The sequence below is a fragment of the Herbaspirillum sp. 1173 genome, from assembly GCF_031455335.1.
Classification (GTDB): Bacteria; Pseudomonadota; Gammaproteobacteria; order Burkholderiales; family Burkholderiaceae_D; genus Herbaspirillum; species Herbaspirillum huttiense.
This window is the reverse complement of the sequence record NZ_JAVDSP010000016.1, coordinates 1-16,494: the sequence shown is the minus strand read 5'-3', so window position 1 is coordinate 16,494 and position 16,494 is coordinate 1. Positions and strand designations below refer to the sequence as shown.

Annotated in this window: 13 protein-coding genes; 2 read left to right on the top strand and 11 right to left on the bottom strand. The window is 54.9% G+C overall.

Annotation, left to right across the window (positions count from 1 at the left end):
* Nucleotides 1-63: 63 nt before the first annotated feature.
* Together J2X56_RS26685 and J2X56_RS26680 are read right to left on the bottom strand one after the other, a co-directional pair.
* Nucleotides 64-885: a hypothetical protein gene (locus tag J2X56_RS26685; protein ID WP_310164163.1), complete on the bottom strand. Its 822-nt coding sequence runs from the start codon at nucleotides 883-885 to the stop codon at nucleotides 64-66.
* 26 nt (nucleotides 886-911) lie between these two features.
* Nucleotides 912-2,147: an acyl-CoA dehydrogenase family protein gene (locus tag J2X56_RS26680; RefSeq protein WP_286867135.1), complete on the bottom strand. Its 1,236-nt coding sequence runs from the start codon at nucleotides 2,145-2,147 to the stop codon at nucleotides 912-914.
* Nucleotides 2,148-4,129: 1,982 nt separating this feature from the next.
* Between J2X56_RS26680 and J2X56_RS26670 the strand changes: the two genes are divergently transcribed.
* Nucleotides 4,130-5,764: a methyl-accepting chemotaxis protein gene (locus tag J2X56_RS26670; RefSeq protein ID WP_310164160.1), complete on the top strand. Its 1,635-nt coding sequence runs from the start codon at nucleotides 4,130-4,132 to the stop codon at nucleotides 5,762-5,764.
* 863 nt (nucleotides 5,765-6,627) lie between these two features.
* Here the strand turns inward: J2X56_RS26670 and J2X56_RS26665 are convergent.
* The 7 genes from J2X56_RS26665 to J2X56_RS26635 form a co-directional block, all read right to left on the bottom strand.
* Entirely contained in the window at nucleotides 6,628-7,731 is a 1,104-nt protein-coding gene (locus J2X56_RS26665; protein WP_310164157.1) for a sn-glycerol-3-phosphate ABC transporter ATP-binding protein UgpC, read from the bottom strand.
* A 131-nt stretch (nucleotides 7,732-7,862) separates the two neighbouring features.
* Nucleotides 7,863-8,870 (bottom strand): hypothetical protein, encoded by a 1,008-nt coding sequence (locus tag J2X56_RS26660; protein WP_310164154.1) that lies wholly within the window; start codon nucleotides 8,868-8,870, stop codon nucleotides 7,863-7,865.
* A gap of 14 nt (nucleotides 8,871-8,884) precedes the next feature.
* Nucleotides 8,885-9,658 (bottom strand): SDR family oxidoreductase, encoded by a 774-nt coding sequence (locus J2X56_RS26655; RefSeq protein ID WP_310164152.1) that lies wholly within the window; start codon nucleotides 9,656-9,658, stop codon nucleotides 8,885-8,887.
* 19 nt (nucleotides 9,659-9,677) lie between these two features.
* Nucleotides 9,678-10,496 (bottom strand): carbohydrate ABC transporter permease, encoded by an 819-nt coding sequence (locus J2X56_RS26650; RefSeq protein ID WP_310164149.1) that lies wholly within the window; start codon nucleotides 10,494-10,496, stop codon nucleotides 9,678-9,680.
* Nucleotides 10,497-10,507: 11 nt separating this feature from the next.
* Nucleotides 10,508-11,455, bottom strand: a complete 948-nt coding sequence (locus J2X56_RS26645; RefSeq protein WP_310164146.1) for a sugar ABC transporter permease — start codon at nucleotides 11,453-11,455, stop codon at nucleotides 10,508-10,510.
* Nucleotides 11,452-12,780, bottom strand: a complete 1,329-nt coding sequence (locus J2X56_RS26640; RefSeq protein ID WP_310164143.1) for a sugar ABC transporter substrate-binding protein — start codon at nucleotides 12,778-12,780, stop codon at nucleotides 11,452-11,454. The genes J2X56_RS26645 and J2X56_RS26640 overlap by 4 nt, the downstream gene beginning before the upstream one ends.
* Before the next feature lie 17 nt (nucleotides 12,781-12,797).
* On the bottom strand, nucleotides 12,798-14,009 hold the full coding sequence (locus J2X56_RS26635; RefSeq protein WP_310164140.1) for an ADP-dependent glucokinase/phosphofructokinase: 1,212 nt from the start codon (nucleotides 14,007-14,009) through the stop codon (nucleotides 12,798-12,800).
* Nucleotides 14,010-14,153: 144 nt separating this feature from the next.
* Here J2X56_RS26635 and J2X56_RS26630 point away from each other — a divergent pair, with 144 nt between their 5' ends.
* Entirely contained in the window at nucleotides 14,154-14,951 is a 798-nt protein-coding gene (locus J2X56_RS26630; protein WP_310164138.1) for a DeoR/GlpR family DNA-binding transcription regulator, read from the top strand.
* Between the two features lie 286 nt (nucleotides 14,952-15,237).
* Here J2X56_RS26630 and J2X56_RS26625 read toward each other — a convergent pair whose 3' ends face one another.
* A complete protein-coding gene (locus tag J2X56_RS26625; RefSeq protein ID WP_310164135.1) occupies nucleotides 15,238-15,456 on the bottom strand; it encodes a hypothetical protein in 219 nt (72 codons plus the stop codon).
* 336 nt (nucleotides 15,457-15,792) lie between these two features.
* Complete coding sequence (locus tag J2X56_RS26620; protein ID WP_310164132.1) at nucleotides 15,793-16,125, bottom strand: hypothetical protein; 333 nt, start codon at nucleotides 16,123-16,125, stop codon at nucleotides 15,793-15,795.
* Between the last annotated feature and the right edge of the window lie 369 nt (nucleotides 16,126-16,494).

Here is a 16,494-nt window from a genome sequence, read left to right as displayed (position 1 = left end):
CGCTATCGCGGAGGAAACGCTACCGCAGTTTGTCTCCATGTATTTTGACGCCGTTGTTTCAGGCTAACCATGTGCCACATTTCCACTAGAGTACGATGGTTCGTCCCATCCAACAGACTTGCCCAAAGGCAAAAATTCTCGTATCTCATCGATGATCCGAATCTCTCCGTCGACAACCTTGAACAATCCGAGCATATACATGGCACCGGCGTCAGGTCGAGGATGCGCAGGGATGGGATGGAAGTCCACCACTACAAAGCTGGCTGCAAGACCGAGTTCCACGTCCAGCACTGGAAAGCGTCGTTCGCGTGCCTTGGGTCTCGCGGCGCGCGTATCATTCAGCGCAGAGGCGCAGGTATGCACCTTGCCGTCGGGCGAGAGCAGCGTGCGTAGCGTGTTCGTCGTTTTCGCACCGTTATCGTATTTGTCGCAACGATAGCTGAAGCGCGGTATCAGGCCATCGCTCTGCTCCAGTCCTTCCCAATAGCGGTTGGCCGCCTCACGCAAACCTTCACGGTCGACGCGGCGATTCGGCGGGACAATAGCCTGATAGAGGATATCGGGCTTCAACAATTGCTCGACATCAGCGAAATGCCCTTTCGGGTCTGTGCTGAGGATGGCCTCAGCTTCTGCCAATTCACCCTCGAAAATTCGCAGGCGTTGAGCGAAGGGACGCGGCTGACCCGCAACATAGGCAACGCCTGCGCAAACGATCTGGCCCGTAAGCGCGTCCGCAAACGATTGGATGCCGGAGAAGCGCGGCTTGCAGCGCCACAGTCCTTCGTCGATGCCGAGCGTCCTGCCATTTTCCGTCAGACGGAAGTTCGATGCGAAGCGCAATCTGGTGTGATCGCCGACGGACATCGCCTCCAGGTAAATGTCCATTTCCTCTCTGAGTGCCGTCCCGTTTGTCATGCAATACCCACGGTCTTCTGGAGGAAATGTGCGCGGCCATAATTGACTGCAGCACTGTCGGACTGGTGAGCGAGATGGCCGCGCAGAACCCCTACATTGCGCCAATATCGGCCGAGCATCGAATCCTTCTTCGATGCGGACGTACCGACAGTGCGGAAGATGATATCGACTGCTTCGTGAGCAAGGTGGATGCTCTGCAGTATGACGAGCGTCAGACGTCGCGCGTCGTCGTCCGAACAGGGCTCGCCCGTTGCACAGGTCCGCCGCGCAATCTCCATATATTCACCTGCCGCGTGGAGCAGAGCGGCTCGCGCGGTATCGACCAATGCGCGACAACGGCCGAAGTTGAGCTGATATTCCGCAAGTTCCAGCCTTGGCGCGCCGGTCGGTCCGGTCGCCTTGCGGGTGCGGAAGCTCTCCTCGTAGAGGTCCAGCGCGCCTTCGGCGGCGCCGACGATCACCGATGCGGATTCGGTGATGATGAATGGCCGCGCCGGGCCATGAAAGAGGGGGCTGTCGTCATAGACTCGGGCAGGTAGCACCGCCTTGATTGGCGGATATGCCTTGGTTAGATGCATCGGGACGAACACATCCTGCAGAACTACCCGATCAGATCCGGTCCCCTGCATACCGATCACGTCCCAGTTACGAACGATCTCGTAATCGTCGCGATCGAATAGGCCCATCCGCATCGGAGCACCACCAGATTCGGCATCCTCGACCGTGAAGGTGAGCAGGATATGCGTGGCGTGCGCGCAGCCCGACGCATAATCCCATGCACCACTGACACGATAGCCGCCCGGGACAGCAACGCCATGGCCCTGCGGCGCTGCTACCTCAGGCGCCCGAAATTCTCCAGTAGTGCCATAAGCTTCGCGCTGCGCCTCCAGCGGATAGGTTGCGAGTTGGTGAACGTGGCCAAGGACAAGTGACAAAACCCATGCTGTTTCGGGGCATCCCCGCGCAATCGCCGTGACGAGTTTTACGTAGGTGGGCAGATCGAAGCCATAGCCACCGAAGACTCGGGGCTGGATCACGCGGAAAAAACCGGCGTCCACCATCGCCTGGTTCGTTTCCGCAGAAATGTTACCAGCGGCCTCGGCCGCTGCTTGAGCAGATCGAAGGATCTCGCGCATAGCTTCCGCCCGGCGGATCATTTCCTCCGGTACGAGATCAGGCTCTGGCGGAGCAATGCCTTTGATATCATGTTTCACAAACGTTGCTGATTTCATTTCTTTTCCCTGGATTTATGTATAGGATCGGCGCTCGCTTCAATGCTCCGACGGTACGCTTGCCCGCCACCGTCTTGCCCGGGAACAGATCTTTTTTGCATCCTCCGTCCCGGATCAATCGGCAAGCTATGTCGATGTCTAGGTGGGTGAAAGTGCGGAGCAAAGACAAGGTCATAAACTCGCCAAGGCTGACTAATCAAACCAAGATCTCCAAGGCTTGAAGGTACATCGACGCAATCAGCGATCTACGCAATAGCCGCTTCCGCGCTGTCCGACACTGCCCACTTCTCTAGCAAAATAGCACCCACCATTTTCACCACGCACGAAGTTGATCCGTTCACGACCACAAGACGTTTTAGGTTCCGCGGTTAAATGTAATTGACATGTCGCCCGTAAAACGAGTGGTGAGAAATGGGGCCAACCCTCGGACCTGCCCTGGGTCTGGCAAGGAAGCCGCACGCTTGATCTACCTCCAGACTACCCATCCAGGTCAACACCACAGATAAGATTGCTGTTCAGCGCCCGGACGCGGGCAAGGAGCAGGCAGGAAACGCTCGAGATTTACCGAAGAAAATCGGCCATGCGTTGCGATTGACTAGTGGTCGCTCGCCTAAGATCGGCGTCTGTTTTTACGAGCGTCTTATCTCGCTGACGCTCACTTCAGAGAGTGAGCAAAAAAGATATACGTGACTCTGCTCGGGAGATTCGAGTCAGCTTCAACATCTTCGAAGATATGGAGAAAGCGATTTATTGGTTCAAATGCCGCAGCATCGCCGCTTTCAAGGGATTGTCTGCTCAGCCGTTAGCCTCGACCCGCAGCCCAAAAGATGCGGTCCAACACCTTTTTCGATAGAATCAAAATTCGTGAAGTGAAGCTTTTCTGTTCGGAGTCTAGATTGAAGTTATTTTGTTGCATCAGCTTTTGGATTCGATTGCACTGAACAGAATCAACAGTAATTGATCCTCACTTTTTGGAAGTTCCTTCCAGACGGCACCTTTCTGCATTGAGTGTTCGCTCGACGCCTGAATCATCTCGTCCACTCATCTAAGGCTGGCTAACGCAAAAGGCCGCCAATCCACAGATTCCCCGCAAGCAACATTCAGCTTTTTGCTAGGAACGAAATCCGCAAAAAAACGCTTGACCACACAAATCGAGCCAGTGTACCCAGCAAGGCATTCGCCTAGTCCTCTTGATGAGTTTGCTCCCAAGCTCTCCGCCTGGCTGAGCGCTGAATCCGTTAAATCTCGCAAGCAACGAAGAACCCTGAAATAGATGTTCCTGGATCTGAGAGAGCTGGGATATGAGGGGTCGTACGACCGTGTTACCGCCTTTGGTAGATGGTGGAAGGTGGGGCAAATGGAAAGGGTCAAATCCGCGAGCAAATTAACAGCTGATAGGTATCTTCCGACCATCGGTCGCTAGGTGATTGTGGCCGTGTACATTAAATGCAGAACTGCATCCGCAGATGCGATGCCCTCGGCTTTGATCCCGCCGCCATAATCGGACATCACTATAGAAAAACCAAAAGAGTGATTCCAGGCTAGGCAGAAAACTGACGGACGTAGACCGCTGAACGAGGTTAAGCCACAATCGCCCGTGGCTATCGACGCTGACTGAAGTTGAAACCAAGGCCGCGATTGAATCTGTTGGTACGGCCGACAGTTACTTGCTAGGGAAGTTGGCAGCACGAGGAAAGTAGTCTCGTTCTAGAGGAAAATCACCGCACTTCTCACGTATGACGGTCCCAATTCCTTGGGGGAAAACCCGGCATCTTTGCGAGCTGGTTGTCAGGTCAGCCGAGGCGATAGGGTACCGCCACAAGCGGAACGACGGCCCGGTCACGGGTATAGACCACACAAGGCGAAAGCACCAGGAATATCCTTATTTTCAGTCGCGGAGCCTCCTATCAAAATGTGTCATGACGAGATGTGGTACGTCCGCTTAATCGAGTCTCGTGAAACCGACAAATTTAGGAGGCAATATGAAAGTGGGCGATATCAAAATCAGTGTAAGACTCGGGGCTTGTTTTGCCACGCTGATCATAATGATGTGCGTAGTGGCCGGCGTGGGCATGAAGAACCTGTGGGCAGTTAATGAGGCCACCGCTGAAATCGTCAATGATCGGTATGTAAAAGTCGCTTTGGCGAACCAGATATCGGAGAAGGTGAATACCGCTGCTCGCGGGATCCGAAATGCGATTATTGCTCCTGATCAGGCTACCGCGCAAAAGTACCTGGACAGTTCACTGAGCAATACTCGCGGCGTAAACGAGCACATGACCGAGCTTGAAAAACGACTCAATACGCCCAGGGGCAAAGAGCTCTTCAGCAAGCTTAAGGATGCTCGCGCCGAATATGCCAAGCCGCGTGATCACATACTTGAATTAATTCGCCAGCAGCAGAAGGCTGAAGCTAGTGCATTCCTTTTCAAAGAAGTCATTCCGGCGCAGGATAAATACTTCGCTGCGCTCAAAGAGATGGTCTCCTTTCAGACAGGGTTAATGGACAAAAGCGTGGCCGAAAGTAACGCTGCGTCAGCTGACGCCGTCAACCTCATGGTCGTTCTCTCTGCGGTCGCCATTTTGCTCTCAGTAAGCTGCGCCTTGCTGATTACTCGCTCTATTACTCGTCCTCTCAATGACGCGGTTCAAGTGGCTAGTGCGGTTGCGTCGGGGGACCTCACCGTGCAGATCACCACAACGTCCAAGGACGAGACGGGCGCTCTGCTTTCCTCCCTCCGAACAATGAACGATAATTTGCATCGCATAGTTACCGAAGTTCGGTTGGGCACTGACACGATTGCAACTGCATCCGGTCAGATCGCCACTGGCAACCTCGATCTTTCCTCTCGAACCGAACAGCAAGCCGGCGCCCTTGAAGAAACCGCCTCAGCGATGGAAGAGCTCACTTCCACTGTTAAGCAGAACGCCGATAATGCCCGCCAGGCGAATTCCTTAGCCGCGAGCGCCTCAGAGGTGGCTACCCAAGGCGGAAGTGTAGTCGGTGAAGTCGTTCAGACCATGGGCCAGATCAATGATGCCTCCCGCAAGATCGTCGACATCATCTCAGTCATTGATGGCATCGCGTTCCAAACCAACATCCTGGCTTTAAATGCGGCCGTGGAAGCTGCTCGAGCTGGTGAACAAGGGCGTGGGTTCGCGGTAGTGGCGTCAGAAGTGCGTACCCTTGCTCAGCGAAGCGCTGCCGCAGCGAAAGAAATAAAGCTCTTGATCGATACCTCTGTCGAGCGGGTAGAAAATGGTAGCCGTCTGGTGGAAAAGGCCGGTGCCACCATGAGCGAAGTGGTGGCCAGCGTGAAACGGGTCACCGATGTCGTGGCAGAGATCAGTGCTGCCAGCGGTGAGCAGAGCGATGGCATTGAGCAAATCAACCAAGCTATCGTACAGATGGATGAAGTGACGCAGCAGAATGCAGCTCTGGTCGAAGAGGCTGCCGCCGCTGCACAGTCGCTGGAGGAGCAATCCAACCATCTTCAGAAAACCGTAGCAATCTTTAAGCTCAGCGACAAGGATGTGAAGCAATCCTCAACCGGTGCCACAAGCATACCTCACCAGAGCGCAAATATAAAACTGTCCCCGGCGGGAATTTATCGCTAGTGGAACCGAGAAGATACGTTTTAGCATCCAGTCCCCGCTGGCAATTTTATCGTCGCCGCGAACGGGGATTTTTACTTTAAATTGACGCAGAAGCGTCTCTTATCGCTAGCACTGCATTGAGAAGGTACAGCGGAGCAGCTTCGCCTTCCCATTCCTTGCAAAATTTCAGCAGCCGGCCTTCGCCGATATCGTCCGACACGTGCAGGAAAGAGCGTAACAGATTGCGAATCCATCGATTGCCCAACGCCGAACGGCGTCAGAATCATCAGCTGCACGATTTCCTTTCACCCGAACATCGATCTTCTCGGCACCATGCGTGATCGCCACCGATCATACAAATCGTCGCCACTCATATACAACAGCCAGCTGCGCTCCATAAGTTCATACGCAGATCCTGGCTCACCGTACTGCTTTACATACGCCGGAAAAGCACATAACACGGGCCTGTTGGATTGCGCCAACGGGATCGCCACCATACTTGAATCAAGAGGCACACAGTAGCGCAAGACCAGATCGCCCGGCTACCGGACAATAACGGCGATGCGGACTGTCAGTTGCAGCAGCACGGGGACCGAGGGATGGCGTGCCTGAGATTTATCCCGCCAGCGCATCAATAAATGTCGACCAAGATCAGAGGGCATGGAGATATGGAGAACGCCGCGTAGGCTCTGCTCGTGGGCTCCGCCGGCGTGGAGGGCAAAGCCATTTTTCGGGCATTGCCGTCGTATCCACTGTAAACAAAGTCACCTATCTATGCTGAGTCACACCTAAAAGAGGCTGTCCCCAAGAGAGTAAGCGGACGGCCTTGAAGCCTCCTTCGGCGGACTGCGCCGGCAGGAGCACCGGGGCAAAGCCTGAAAGGATTATGCCGCTTTTGAAGCTGCCGCCAGACGCTTTAGCGCGCTGCAGTCAGCCTTGAAAACGTGCATATGGTCCGCCAACATTGACATCCGCACGTTGTCACCGGTTGCGCTCACATAGGAGCCATCAGTCTGCACCACAAGTTTCTCTCCGCTTGGCAGTTCAACGTGCACAAGCGTCAAGGATCCCAAGCGCTCAGCAAACAGAATCTTGCCGCTCAATGCGCCTGATGCATCGAAGCGGATGTGTTCCGCCCGCACGCCGAGAGTCACCTTCTCGCCAATGGAAACACCGTTACCTTCGGCTGGCAAGCAAATCTCAATCCCCTGAGCTGCGCTGACAACTAGGCCATCGGCAGTAGTTGTCCGCACGTTAGCTTGGACCAGATTCATTCTTGGCGAGCCGAGGAAAGTCGCCACGAAGAGGTTCCGCGGCTGGTGATACAACTCCAGCGGGGAGCCGATTTGCTGAACCTCACCGTTGTTCAACACGACAATTTTGTCAGCCATCGTCATGGCTTCGACCTGGTCGTGCGTCACGTAAATCATTGTGGCGCCCAGCTTTTTATGCAGGTCCGCCAGTTCGACACGCATCTGGCCGCGCAGTGCTGCATCCAGATTCGACAATGGTTCGTCGAACAGGAAGATTTTCGGGCTGCGTACAATGGAGCGGCCAATAGCGACTCGCTGCCGCTGACCGCCAGAGAGCTGCCCTGGCTTACGTTCGAGATATCTTTCCAGCTGCAGAACCTTTGCAGCCTTCACAATCTTTTTCTGACGTTCGGGCTTAGACACGCCGGCCAGCTTGAGAGCCAAGCCCATGTTGTCCGCCACGGTCATATGTGGATACAGCGCGTAGGATTGAAACACCATCGCCAGCTCGCGCTTCGAAGGAGCGATATCGTTCATCCGTTTTCCATCGATAAGCAGATCACCTTCGCTGATGTCCTCCAAGCCAGCAATCATACGCAGCAAAGTTGTCTTGCCGCAGCCGGATGGGCCGATGAACACAACGAATTCGCCATGCTTAACCTCAAGGTCGATGCCTTTGATGGCTTCTTGCCCGTCATACGACTTCCCTACCGCCCGTAATCTCAGGTTTGCCATACCCTCTCCTTTTCACCGCTTGTGCTGCGGATTAATTCGGTCGCTGACCGTGAACGCCGCTTGATCTGCAGGTCCAGGGATTCTCAATAGTTAAGCGGGAGCATCCTGTCCTAGCGCCCGCTCTGCCCTACTTAAGCAGCCTTTCGTAGCGGAGCCTCCGTAATCTTTGAGTCTTCCTCCAGCGAACGGGTCGGGCGCATGCCCAGCTTGTCCAGTTCGCTGTGGTAGAAGCGCACAGCTTCTTCAGTACCCAGGTCGCCGTCGACGACCCTACGCATAGTCGAAACCATGGTGACAGGCGATTCAGCCATGTTGATTTTGCGACCGAACAGTGCCAGGCGTGCGCCGAACTTCTCGGCTTGGCGAAGCAGTTCGAAGGTATCGCGGGTGGTGCCAGCTCCGCCACCCAGAACGCCAACCACCAGGCTGGAGTCGTAGGAACACAGCTCTTCCATAGCTTCGGGGCCGTTAAACGGCATCTTCAGGAACAGCGGACGATCGGCGTCCATCACGCCAGCCAGAGCGCGCACGATATGGTCGTTCACGAATTGAGGAATCTTTTCCTTGTCCAGGCGGGATGCTGCGTTCGGATTGAACACTTCCAGAAAGTGGCGGAAACCGTTGGCGGAAGCTTCGGAGCGAAACTCTGCGTAAGCTTCCAGCGAGCGCATGTCAGCGTCGATGTCGTTGTTGAAGGTCACCGAATAGAGGCCCAGGTCGGTGCCGCCATTCGGCTGCGATTCACGTAGACGCTTGATGTTGGCGGTACGGAAAGGACGCGACGGGGTGCTGACGTAGTTGCCACCACGCAGGCCGCCCCAGCAATCGGTCGTATCGTTGGCACGAATGGCCGGCTGAACGTGACTGCCTTTGAACAGACCTTCGTTCTGCAGCACTTCCAGATTCGAGGCCGAGACCAGCATAATATCGACAATATCCTGCTTCAGGACGGTGCGGATTTCTTGCAGATATTCTTGACGGCTGCGGAAACCGTTGGCCGAACCATCCTTGGTACGACGCGGGCCCATGCTGGTGCAGCCGCCGCCCATGTCGTTGTCCTTGGCGTCAGCCAGCATGAAGTCCTTCTTGGTGTAACGGCCAGCGCGGATATTGCGCAGTTTTTCATCCATACGACTCATTTGATTTTCCTCTTTTACCAGATTGAATAACCAGCGTCGGCCACCACGACCGAGCCCGTGAGAAGACTCGACGCATCAGATGCCAAGAACAGCACAACAGAAGCAATCTCATCAGCGGTTCCCGCCCGGTTCATTGGCGTCATGGACAACCAGAAGGGACCTATTTCAGGTGTACGCAGGCCGCCACCCGACATCGGTGTGTCGATGTAGCCAGGAGCAACAGCGTTGACCCGCACGCCGCTCGGTGCCCATTCGGCTGCCAGACAGCGGGTCAGATGGTGAACAGCGGCCTTGGAAGCGTTGTAGTGCGCTTGGCGCTGAGGCTTATTGGAAATCAGGCCGGACAGCGAGCCTGTTGCAACGATGCTTCCACGCTTGCGCTCCAGCATGCGCGCACCGAACTCACGACAGCACCAGAACACGCCGTTCAGGTTGACGTCGATGACCTTGGTCCAGATTTCATCGGACATGTCCTCAGCACCGGTATCGGGCCAAGCTATGCCAGCGTTGGCGAAAAGGATGTCGACGGGGCCGACTTCGCGCTCGACCTGGGCGGCCAGCTTCTTGACTTCGTCCGACTTGGTCACGTCCAAAACGTAAGAGCTGACGTTATAGCCCTTGCTCTTGAGGTAGCTGGTGCCCTCTTCAAGGACTTGCGAATTGTGGTCGGACAGGACGATGCGTGCGCCGCACTCGGCCATTGCTTCAGCCGAGGCCAACCCGATGCCGCGGCCACCACCAGTTATGAACGCAGTCCGGCCGTCCAACTTATATCGCTCAAGATACATATGAACCTCTTTTCAGTTTTTATTTGACCGCCCCGAACGTGAGTCCAGGTACGAGCCGTCTTTGAGTGAGCCAGCCCAGCACCAGAATCGGAGCAATGGCAAGCAGGGATGCAGAAGACAGACGGGCCCAGAACAACCCTTGTGGGCTAGAGAATGCTGCGATGAAGGCCGCCAGCGGCGATGCGTCGGTCGAAGTCAGGTTGATGCTCCAGAATGTCTCGTTCCAGCTCAGGATGATGGACAGCAGAGCTGTGGAGGCGATGCCCGGGCCAGCCAGGGGGAGCAGCACCACAGTCATTTGCTGCAGCGGAGTGGCACCGTCCATACGCGCCGCTTCGATGATGTCTCGTGGTATTTCCTTGAAGGACGTGAATAACATCCACACCGCGATTGGCAGGTTCGCCATGACGTGCACCAGGAGCAGGGCCGCAATTGTGTCCAGCAGTCCCAGATTGCGAACAATCAAGTAGATGGGAACTAACACTGCGACGGCCGGCATCATCTTGGTAGAAAGCATCCACAGGAGGATGTCTTTAGTCCGCTTGCCAGGATAGAACGCCATCGAGTACGCACCAGGGATGGCGAGAATCAGGCAGATGGCCGTCGACCCGAGCGCCACAATGACGCTGTTCATGGCGCTATGCAGGTATTCGGCGGAAGTCAGCATCGTCCACAGATTCGTCCAATCGGGCTGGAAGAACAGCAGTGGGGGCGTCGTTACAGCCTGCGCTTCCGTCTTCATTGCCGTCAGGCCCATCCAGAGGATTGGAAAGAAGACGATGAGCCCGAACAGCCAACCACCTGCTGTCAACAGAACTTTACTTAAGAATCTAGTCATGACCTGACTCCTTACCGGTCGATACTGCGAGCGACGGTGCGCACCAGTACCACTGCAACAACGTTGGCCAATATCACAGCTACGATACCGATCGCCGAAGCGCCACCAACGTCGAAGTTCAACAGGGCCGTCTTGTAAATCATATAGGACAAGGTCGTGCTTGCGGTTCCCGGACCACCACTGGTTGTCACCAGAATCTCTGCGAAGACCGACAGCAAGAAGATGGCTTCCAGCATGACCACGACACTTATTGCTCGGCCAAGGTGCGGCAGGATGATGTAGCGCATCAGCGAAATCGGACCCGCTCCGTCCATCTTTGCTGCTTCAAGCTGCTCGTTGTCCAAGGACTGCAAGGCTGTAAGCAAGACCAGGGTGGCAAACGGCATCCATTGCCAGGTGACGATGATGCCGATGGAAGTCAGGGGCAAGTCCGCGAACCAGTCAACGGCATGAAAGCCCAGGTACGTCGCCACGAATGCGAAGAGACCATTGACCGGATTCATCAGCAGGTTCTTCCAAACGACCGCGGCCACCGTCGGCATAACGAAAAACGGTGCAATCACCATCAATCGAACGATTTTCTGCCCAATGAACTTCTGGTGGAGGAGCACCGCAGCCGGCACGCCGATGACAATGGTCCCGGCCATAACGCCGCACGTAAGCAAGACGGTATTGATGAGGCTCCTGAGCAAGTCCGGGTTCGACACGATGTATCGGAAGTTCTCAAGGCCGGCGAACGACGTGTCTTTATTGAGCAAGCTGTAGTGCTGCACCGAGAAATACAGGGTCAGTACCAGCGGCACAATCATCCAGACGAACAAAGGAATTACCGAAGGAGCCAGCAAAATCCTGGAAATCAGGGACGCCTTGAAGTTCTTCCCCTGCTCGACTGGCGTAGGCGGCTGGCTAGCCGCGGCACCCAATTCAGAAAGCTTCAGCACGTTAATGTCGCTTTTCATTTCAGATACCCGCCTTGTTTCAGCGCGCGAGTCATGTTGGCCTGCGCGGTCTCCAGTGCTTCATCCGGAGTAGCGCTGCCGGCAACGGCCGCGGCAATCTGTTGGCCCAGGTCTGTTCCGATTTGCTGGAACTCAGGGATGTTCATATTGGTGATACCCACGTACGGAACCGGCTTTTGAGTCGGATTACGCATGTCAGCAGTGCTCATCGATTCAAGGACGAGTGCCGAATACGGTGCCGCCTTCTGGTACTGGGGGTTCTCGTAAGTCGAGACGCGCGTTCCTGGAGGCACACGACCCCAGCCATTTGTCTTTGCTACCAAGTGGATATACTCCGGCGAAGTGGCCCAGACAATGAACTTCTTGGCTGCTTCGGCTTTCTTGGTCGACTTGGGAATCGCCAAATTCCAGGCCCACAGGTAGTGCGAACCCTTCTGGGTAGTTTCGTACGGTGCCATTGCATATCCAACCTTGCCTGCGACGGTGCTCTGCTTCGGGTCGTCCAAGGTGCCGGCTGCGACAGTCGCATCGACCCACATTGCGCAGTGGCCACCGGAGAACAACGCCAGGTTTTCGTTGTAGCCGTTCGAAACGGCGCCCTTGGGACCGTACTTCTGCATCACGTCAACATAGAACTTAAAGCCGGCCTTCCACTCCGGCGACTTCAGTTGTGGCTGCCAATTCTCATCGACGAAGCGACCGCCGTAGCTGTTCACCAGGTCAGCGACGGTACTCACGTTTTCACCCCATCCAGGCTTGCCGCGCAGGCACAAGCCATAGACGCCACCTTGTGGGTTATGCAGCTTCTTTGCGAACTCGGCGATTTGGCTCCACTTCGGCTCCTGCGGCATCTGCAAGCCTGCCTTGTCGAACAAATCTTTGCGATACATAGTGAAGGCGCTTTCGCCATAGAACGGCAGCGCGTACAGTTGGTTATCGGTGGAGAGGATGTCTCGCACAGGCTTGATGAGGTCGTCGACGTTGTACGACTCGGGGATGTTGGTCACGGGGAGCAACCAACCCAATTTCGACCAAATCGGCACCTCATAGGTACCGACCGTGACGATATCCAGCAGGCCTGCGTTGGTCGCAATGTCTGCGGTGATGCGTTGGCGTAAAATATTTTCTTCCAGCGTGACCCATTTGAGCTTGATGTCCGGATTTGCTTTCTCGAACTGGGGCGCCAGCTTTTGCATGACAATCATGTCGGCGTTGTTCACCGTCGCGATGGTCAGCGTTGTTTGGGCATTTGCTACCGTGCTTGCTACAGCACCCGCTGCAATGTAGGCGCAAACGCTCAGCTTCTTCTTAAGCGATTTCAACATCTTTGTCTCCTAGTTTTTTAGTAGTGGTGATACATGGCGCGGGCACCTAATACAAATAGACACCCGGCCATAAAGGTGTCACCCAGACCTAGCGTAGTTGTGGGCTTTTCCAACCACGGTGCCGGACAGGCCACGTACTTCCATTGCCCATCGGTGGAGTCTTCAAATGGCACATCGCCCAACTTCGACGACGGCGGTAATCCAGTAGGAACGATGGTCTTGCCGGCTGCCGCACGTGTAGAGGCCAGCAAACAGCCCATCATCAAGGCTTGGCGTTCACGCTCCATGTCCGCACAGGTAAGTGCAGCCGCCCAGTCATCGGCATGCACGCATACGCGCTTCACCTTGTAGCGAGCAGCAATATCGGCTAGCCCTTGCTTCAACGGGACGTCCTTACCGACTAGACTTTGGAATTCGGAGTAGCTCATACCGATGGAATTGACCACATCAGCGAACTCGTTCAGTACGTAGTCCCGCAACAAATCGGTCGCGTACCCCGCAAGTTCGAGATGCAGCAATGGCAGGCCATGTTTCAGCCAACGTGCTCCCAGCCTCGTAGCGGCGCCTACCTCGCGCGAGATGTCATTCTGGGAGAGGATGCTGAATCCGGACATCACGCCGGCCCCGGCCTTCAGCACGTTGTTCAAGCTCGCGCGGACAAAGTCCTCATCAATATCCAGTACTTCGTCATGCAAACGCACGATGACGCGTGTTGATCGGGGCGCAGATTTACCGGCGATTTGGACGCCAGCCGTGATTTCAAAAATGTAGAGGCGACGATGGTCTGGCTCACCTGCTGCGACGTCAGCCGCCGACACTGCCCGGCCTCCGCATGACAGCAGAATCTTCGGGCCCAATCCTGCCAGCATTTCCGCGCTACGTGCACGCACGGCCAGCAGAGCGGGTGCCCCGAGAATAGTCAAGGCACGTGCAGCATGTGCACCGGTACCACCGACCGCCAGCTCAAAAGGGACATGTTTGTTCAGCCATTCCGCACCGTCTGCCCAATCGATTCGGATTTCGCCGCCGACTCCCGCATGCGCGCGGCGAACCAGTTCGTTCACCAAAACGTTGCCTTCATCAGGGATATTGCGGAAGTGAGGCACCGCTTTATCAAGCGAGATAACAGCATCCAAAACGGTAGCCAGACCGCACAGGGTCAGCTGAGAATTCGCCACCTTCTGTGGAAGCGAGCGAACGAGGTCCTCATATTTCTGATTCCAGAACATGCTTGGCGTCTCCGTGCCGTGAATTGTATTTTTCGTTTTGCGCTTTTATGCTTATCTTTGCGCTTATAAGCTTGTTTGTCAAGCATTTCGCGCTGCGTTAATATTTCGCAAAATTGGAGATTTGCAATGGTCAAGAAACCAAGCATGGAACCCGAAGAATCAGCTACCGCTGGCGCGGCGCTTCCAACAACCCGCCACGCGCAGATTGTCGAGTATGTAAACACCAATCATCAAGCGACTGTCGCAGAGTTGATGAACCTTTTTAAGGTGGGTCGCGACACGATTCGTCGCGACCTAATTGCTTTAGAAGAGCGACGTTTGCTCGTACGCAGTCATGGGGGCGCAGTCGCCTTGGAGAGCTTGGTTGGCGTTCAAACGACCTTATCTAGTCGCATGGATGCGCAAGTTGCAGCAAAAAAGCGCATAGCTAAGCGATGCGCCGAATTGATTCGAGATTCCGAGACGATCGCACTGAATGGCGGCTCGACTACGGCCTACCTGGCAGCGGAACTGGCAGACAAGCGCTATTTGACCGTGGTGACCAACAGCCTGCGTGTGCCACTCGTGCTCAATGAGAACGCTGTTCGTAACATCTATCTAGTCGGCGGAAACTACTCTGTATCAGCACAGGTGACGATAGGATTGGTGGGATTTGCAGATATTGCTGGAATCAGCGCTGATACAGCTATCATTGGCGTGACTGGCCTAGACACGAACGGCTTTACCATCGGTACGCTGGAGGAAGCTCTTGTAACCAAAGAGATGATGTCATTCTCGCGCCGCACCGTGCTCGTCGCCGATAACTCGAAATTGAACAATCGAGCCTTTGCACTTATCGCGCCGCTGAGCGCCGCTGATGTTCTGGTCACGGACCAAGAACCAACAGGTGACATCGGTGCAGCTTTGCAAGAAGCCGGCGTTCAGGTGATTGTCACCGGCTAGATTCGGCAGCGGGTGCCAGGCCCGCCGCCTTTCAGAGACGGTCGCCTAGCACAGTCGCATGTGGCGAACTTCTCGATGATGTCTAGCGGCCCAACGAGCGCTTCAGCTGCTTTCTTCACTTTTCCAGCGGCGACTGCCTCTGCCACCTCGGCGTGCAGTCTGGCCATAGCAGGCTCAATAGCAATTCGCAATCAGATGCTCCTAATGAAGAAACGCCCGCGAAGGGGCGGGCGTTTTTCTTGGACGGGCGATTTCTGCTTCTGGCCGATCGGCGCTGTCTGCTCTTTCAGGTGCCGCAATTCTTCGCGAACCGAAGAATTTTCAGTGTTTCCTGAAAAGTCTCCTGAACGGCTGGAGACGGATTAACACACGCCAGTTGATCGCCCTGGATTCCTGCAATCATCTCATCAAGCTTAACAGCGCCAGTCGCGTCTAATCGTTGAAGCAGCATCGTTATGATGTACCGAATAGCGGCGACGTTGGTATCTGGCTCTTCTTTTTCCATGGGAGCTCCCTTCCAAAATGCGCAGTATATAAGATGAGGTCCGCTGGCCGATTGCGGACACGATGCGAGGCACTCTGTCACCGCCCGCCGCGCCTGGCCAACGTGGTTTATTGGGCAGAAGCCGGTCTAATGAAATGAAGTATTTACAGATACCTATCGACCGAACCAATAACCCGCCCGCCCTGCTCTAATCCTTTGAATTTTATATGTTTTTAGCCGCGAGTAACGCTATTTCGTAATCAGATGCTCTGAACTGGAAAACTCCCGCGATCCCCGGGCGTTTCACTTGGACAGATGAAGCCCGCACCTGGTCGATTGCGGCACAACAAGACGTCGCTACTTTTTTGCCAACTTTTCAGAGCTCTCCTTCGCTCCTGGAGTGCCGTACCGCTTTTTTACTTCGGCGCCGCCCATGAATTGGCATCCTTCAAGGATTGGTCGGATAGCCTCGACGAGCGCATCAGCATTTGGTTCGTAAAGATAGAGAAAACCATTACTGCCATCCATAGCAATTTCGTGCCTATGCAATTCGCCTGTGCCCGTAGCGCTAATAATCTGCTCAAGGCGATCCTCCAAAGCATACAGCTCAGACAAATTCGTTGATCCATACTGTAAATGAATGGTTACGGCATGCTGGGTGGTGCTACCGCCAGCCGAGGGGGCAACCATGAACAGTCCAGATGTGAGGAATGGAACAAGAAAGCGAAATTTTTCATTGGGCGATTTTCGATTTTTTATGTTGTCCGCATCGGCCGATTGCCGACTTTATTAGGTAGCGTTATTAGACTGAATTTGGGAAGTGGGAGGAGCACTCCAAGATTCGGCAGGCTTTGATCAGCGCTTTCCGATGGCTATACTGAATTTATGTCATGGGAGGCCAGAGGGAGAGTCACGAAGACACCCCAATCGTCGTATACCCTGCTAGACTTAGACGAAACATTGAAGTGACCTGCGACGAATTTTGTAGCCACCGGATAAGTGAGTTCTTTATGCTAACGCCAAGGAGAACTCAATGAAGAAGCGATTTACGGACGAACA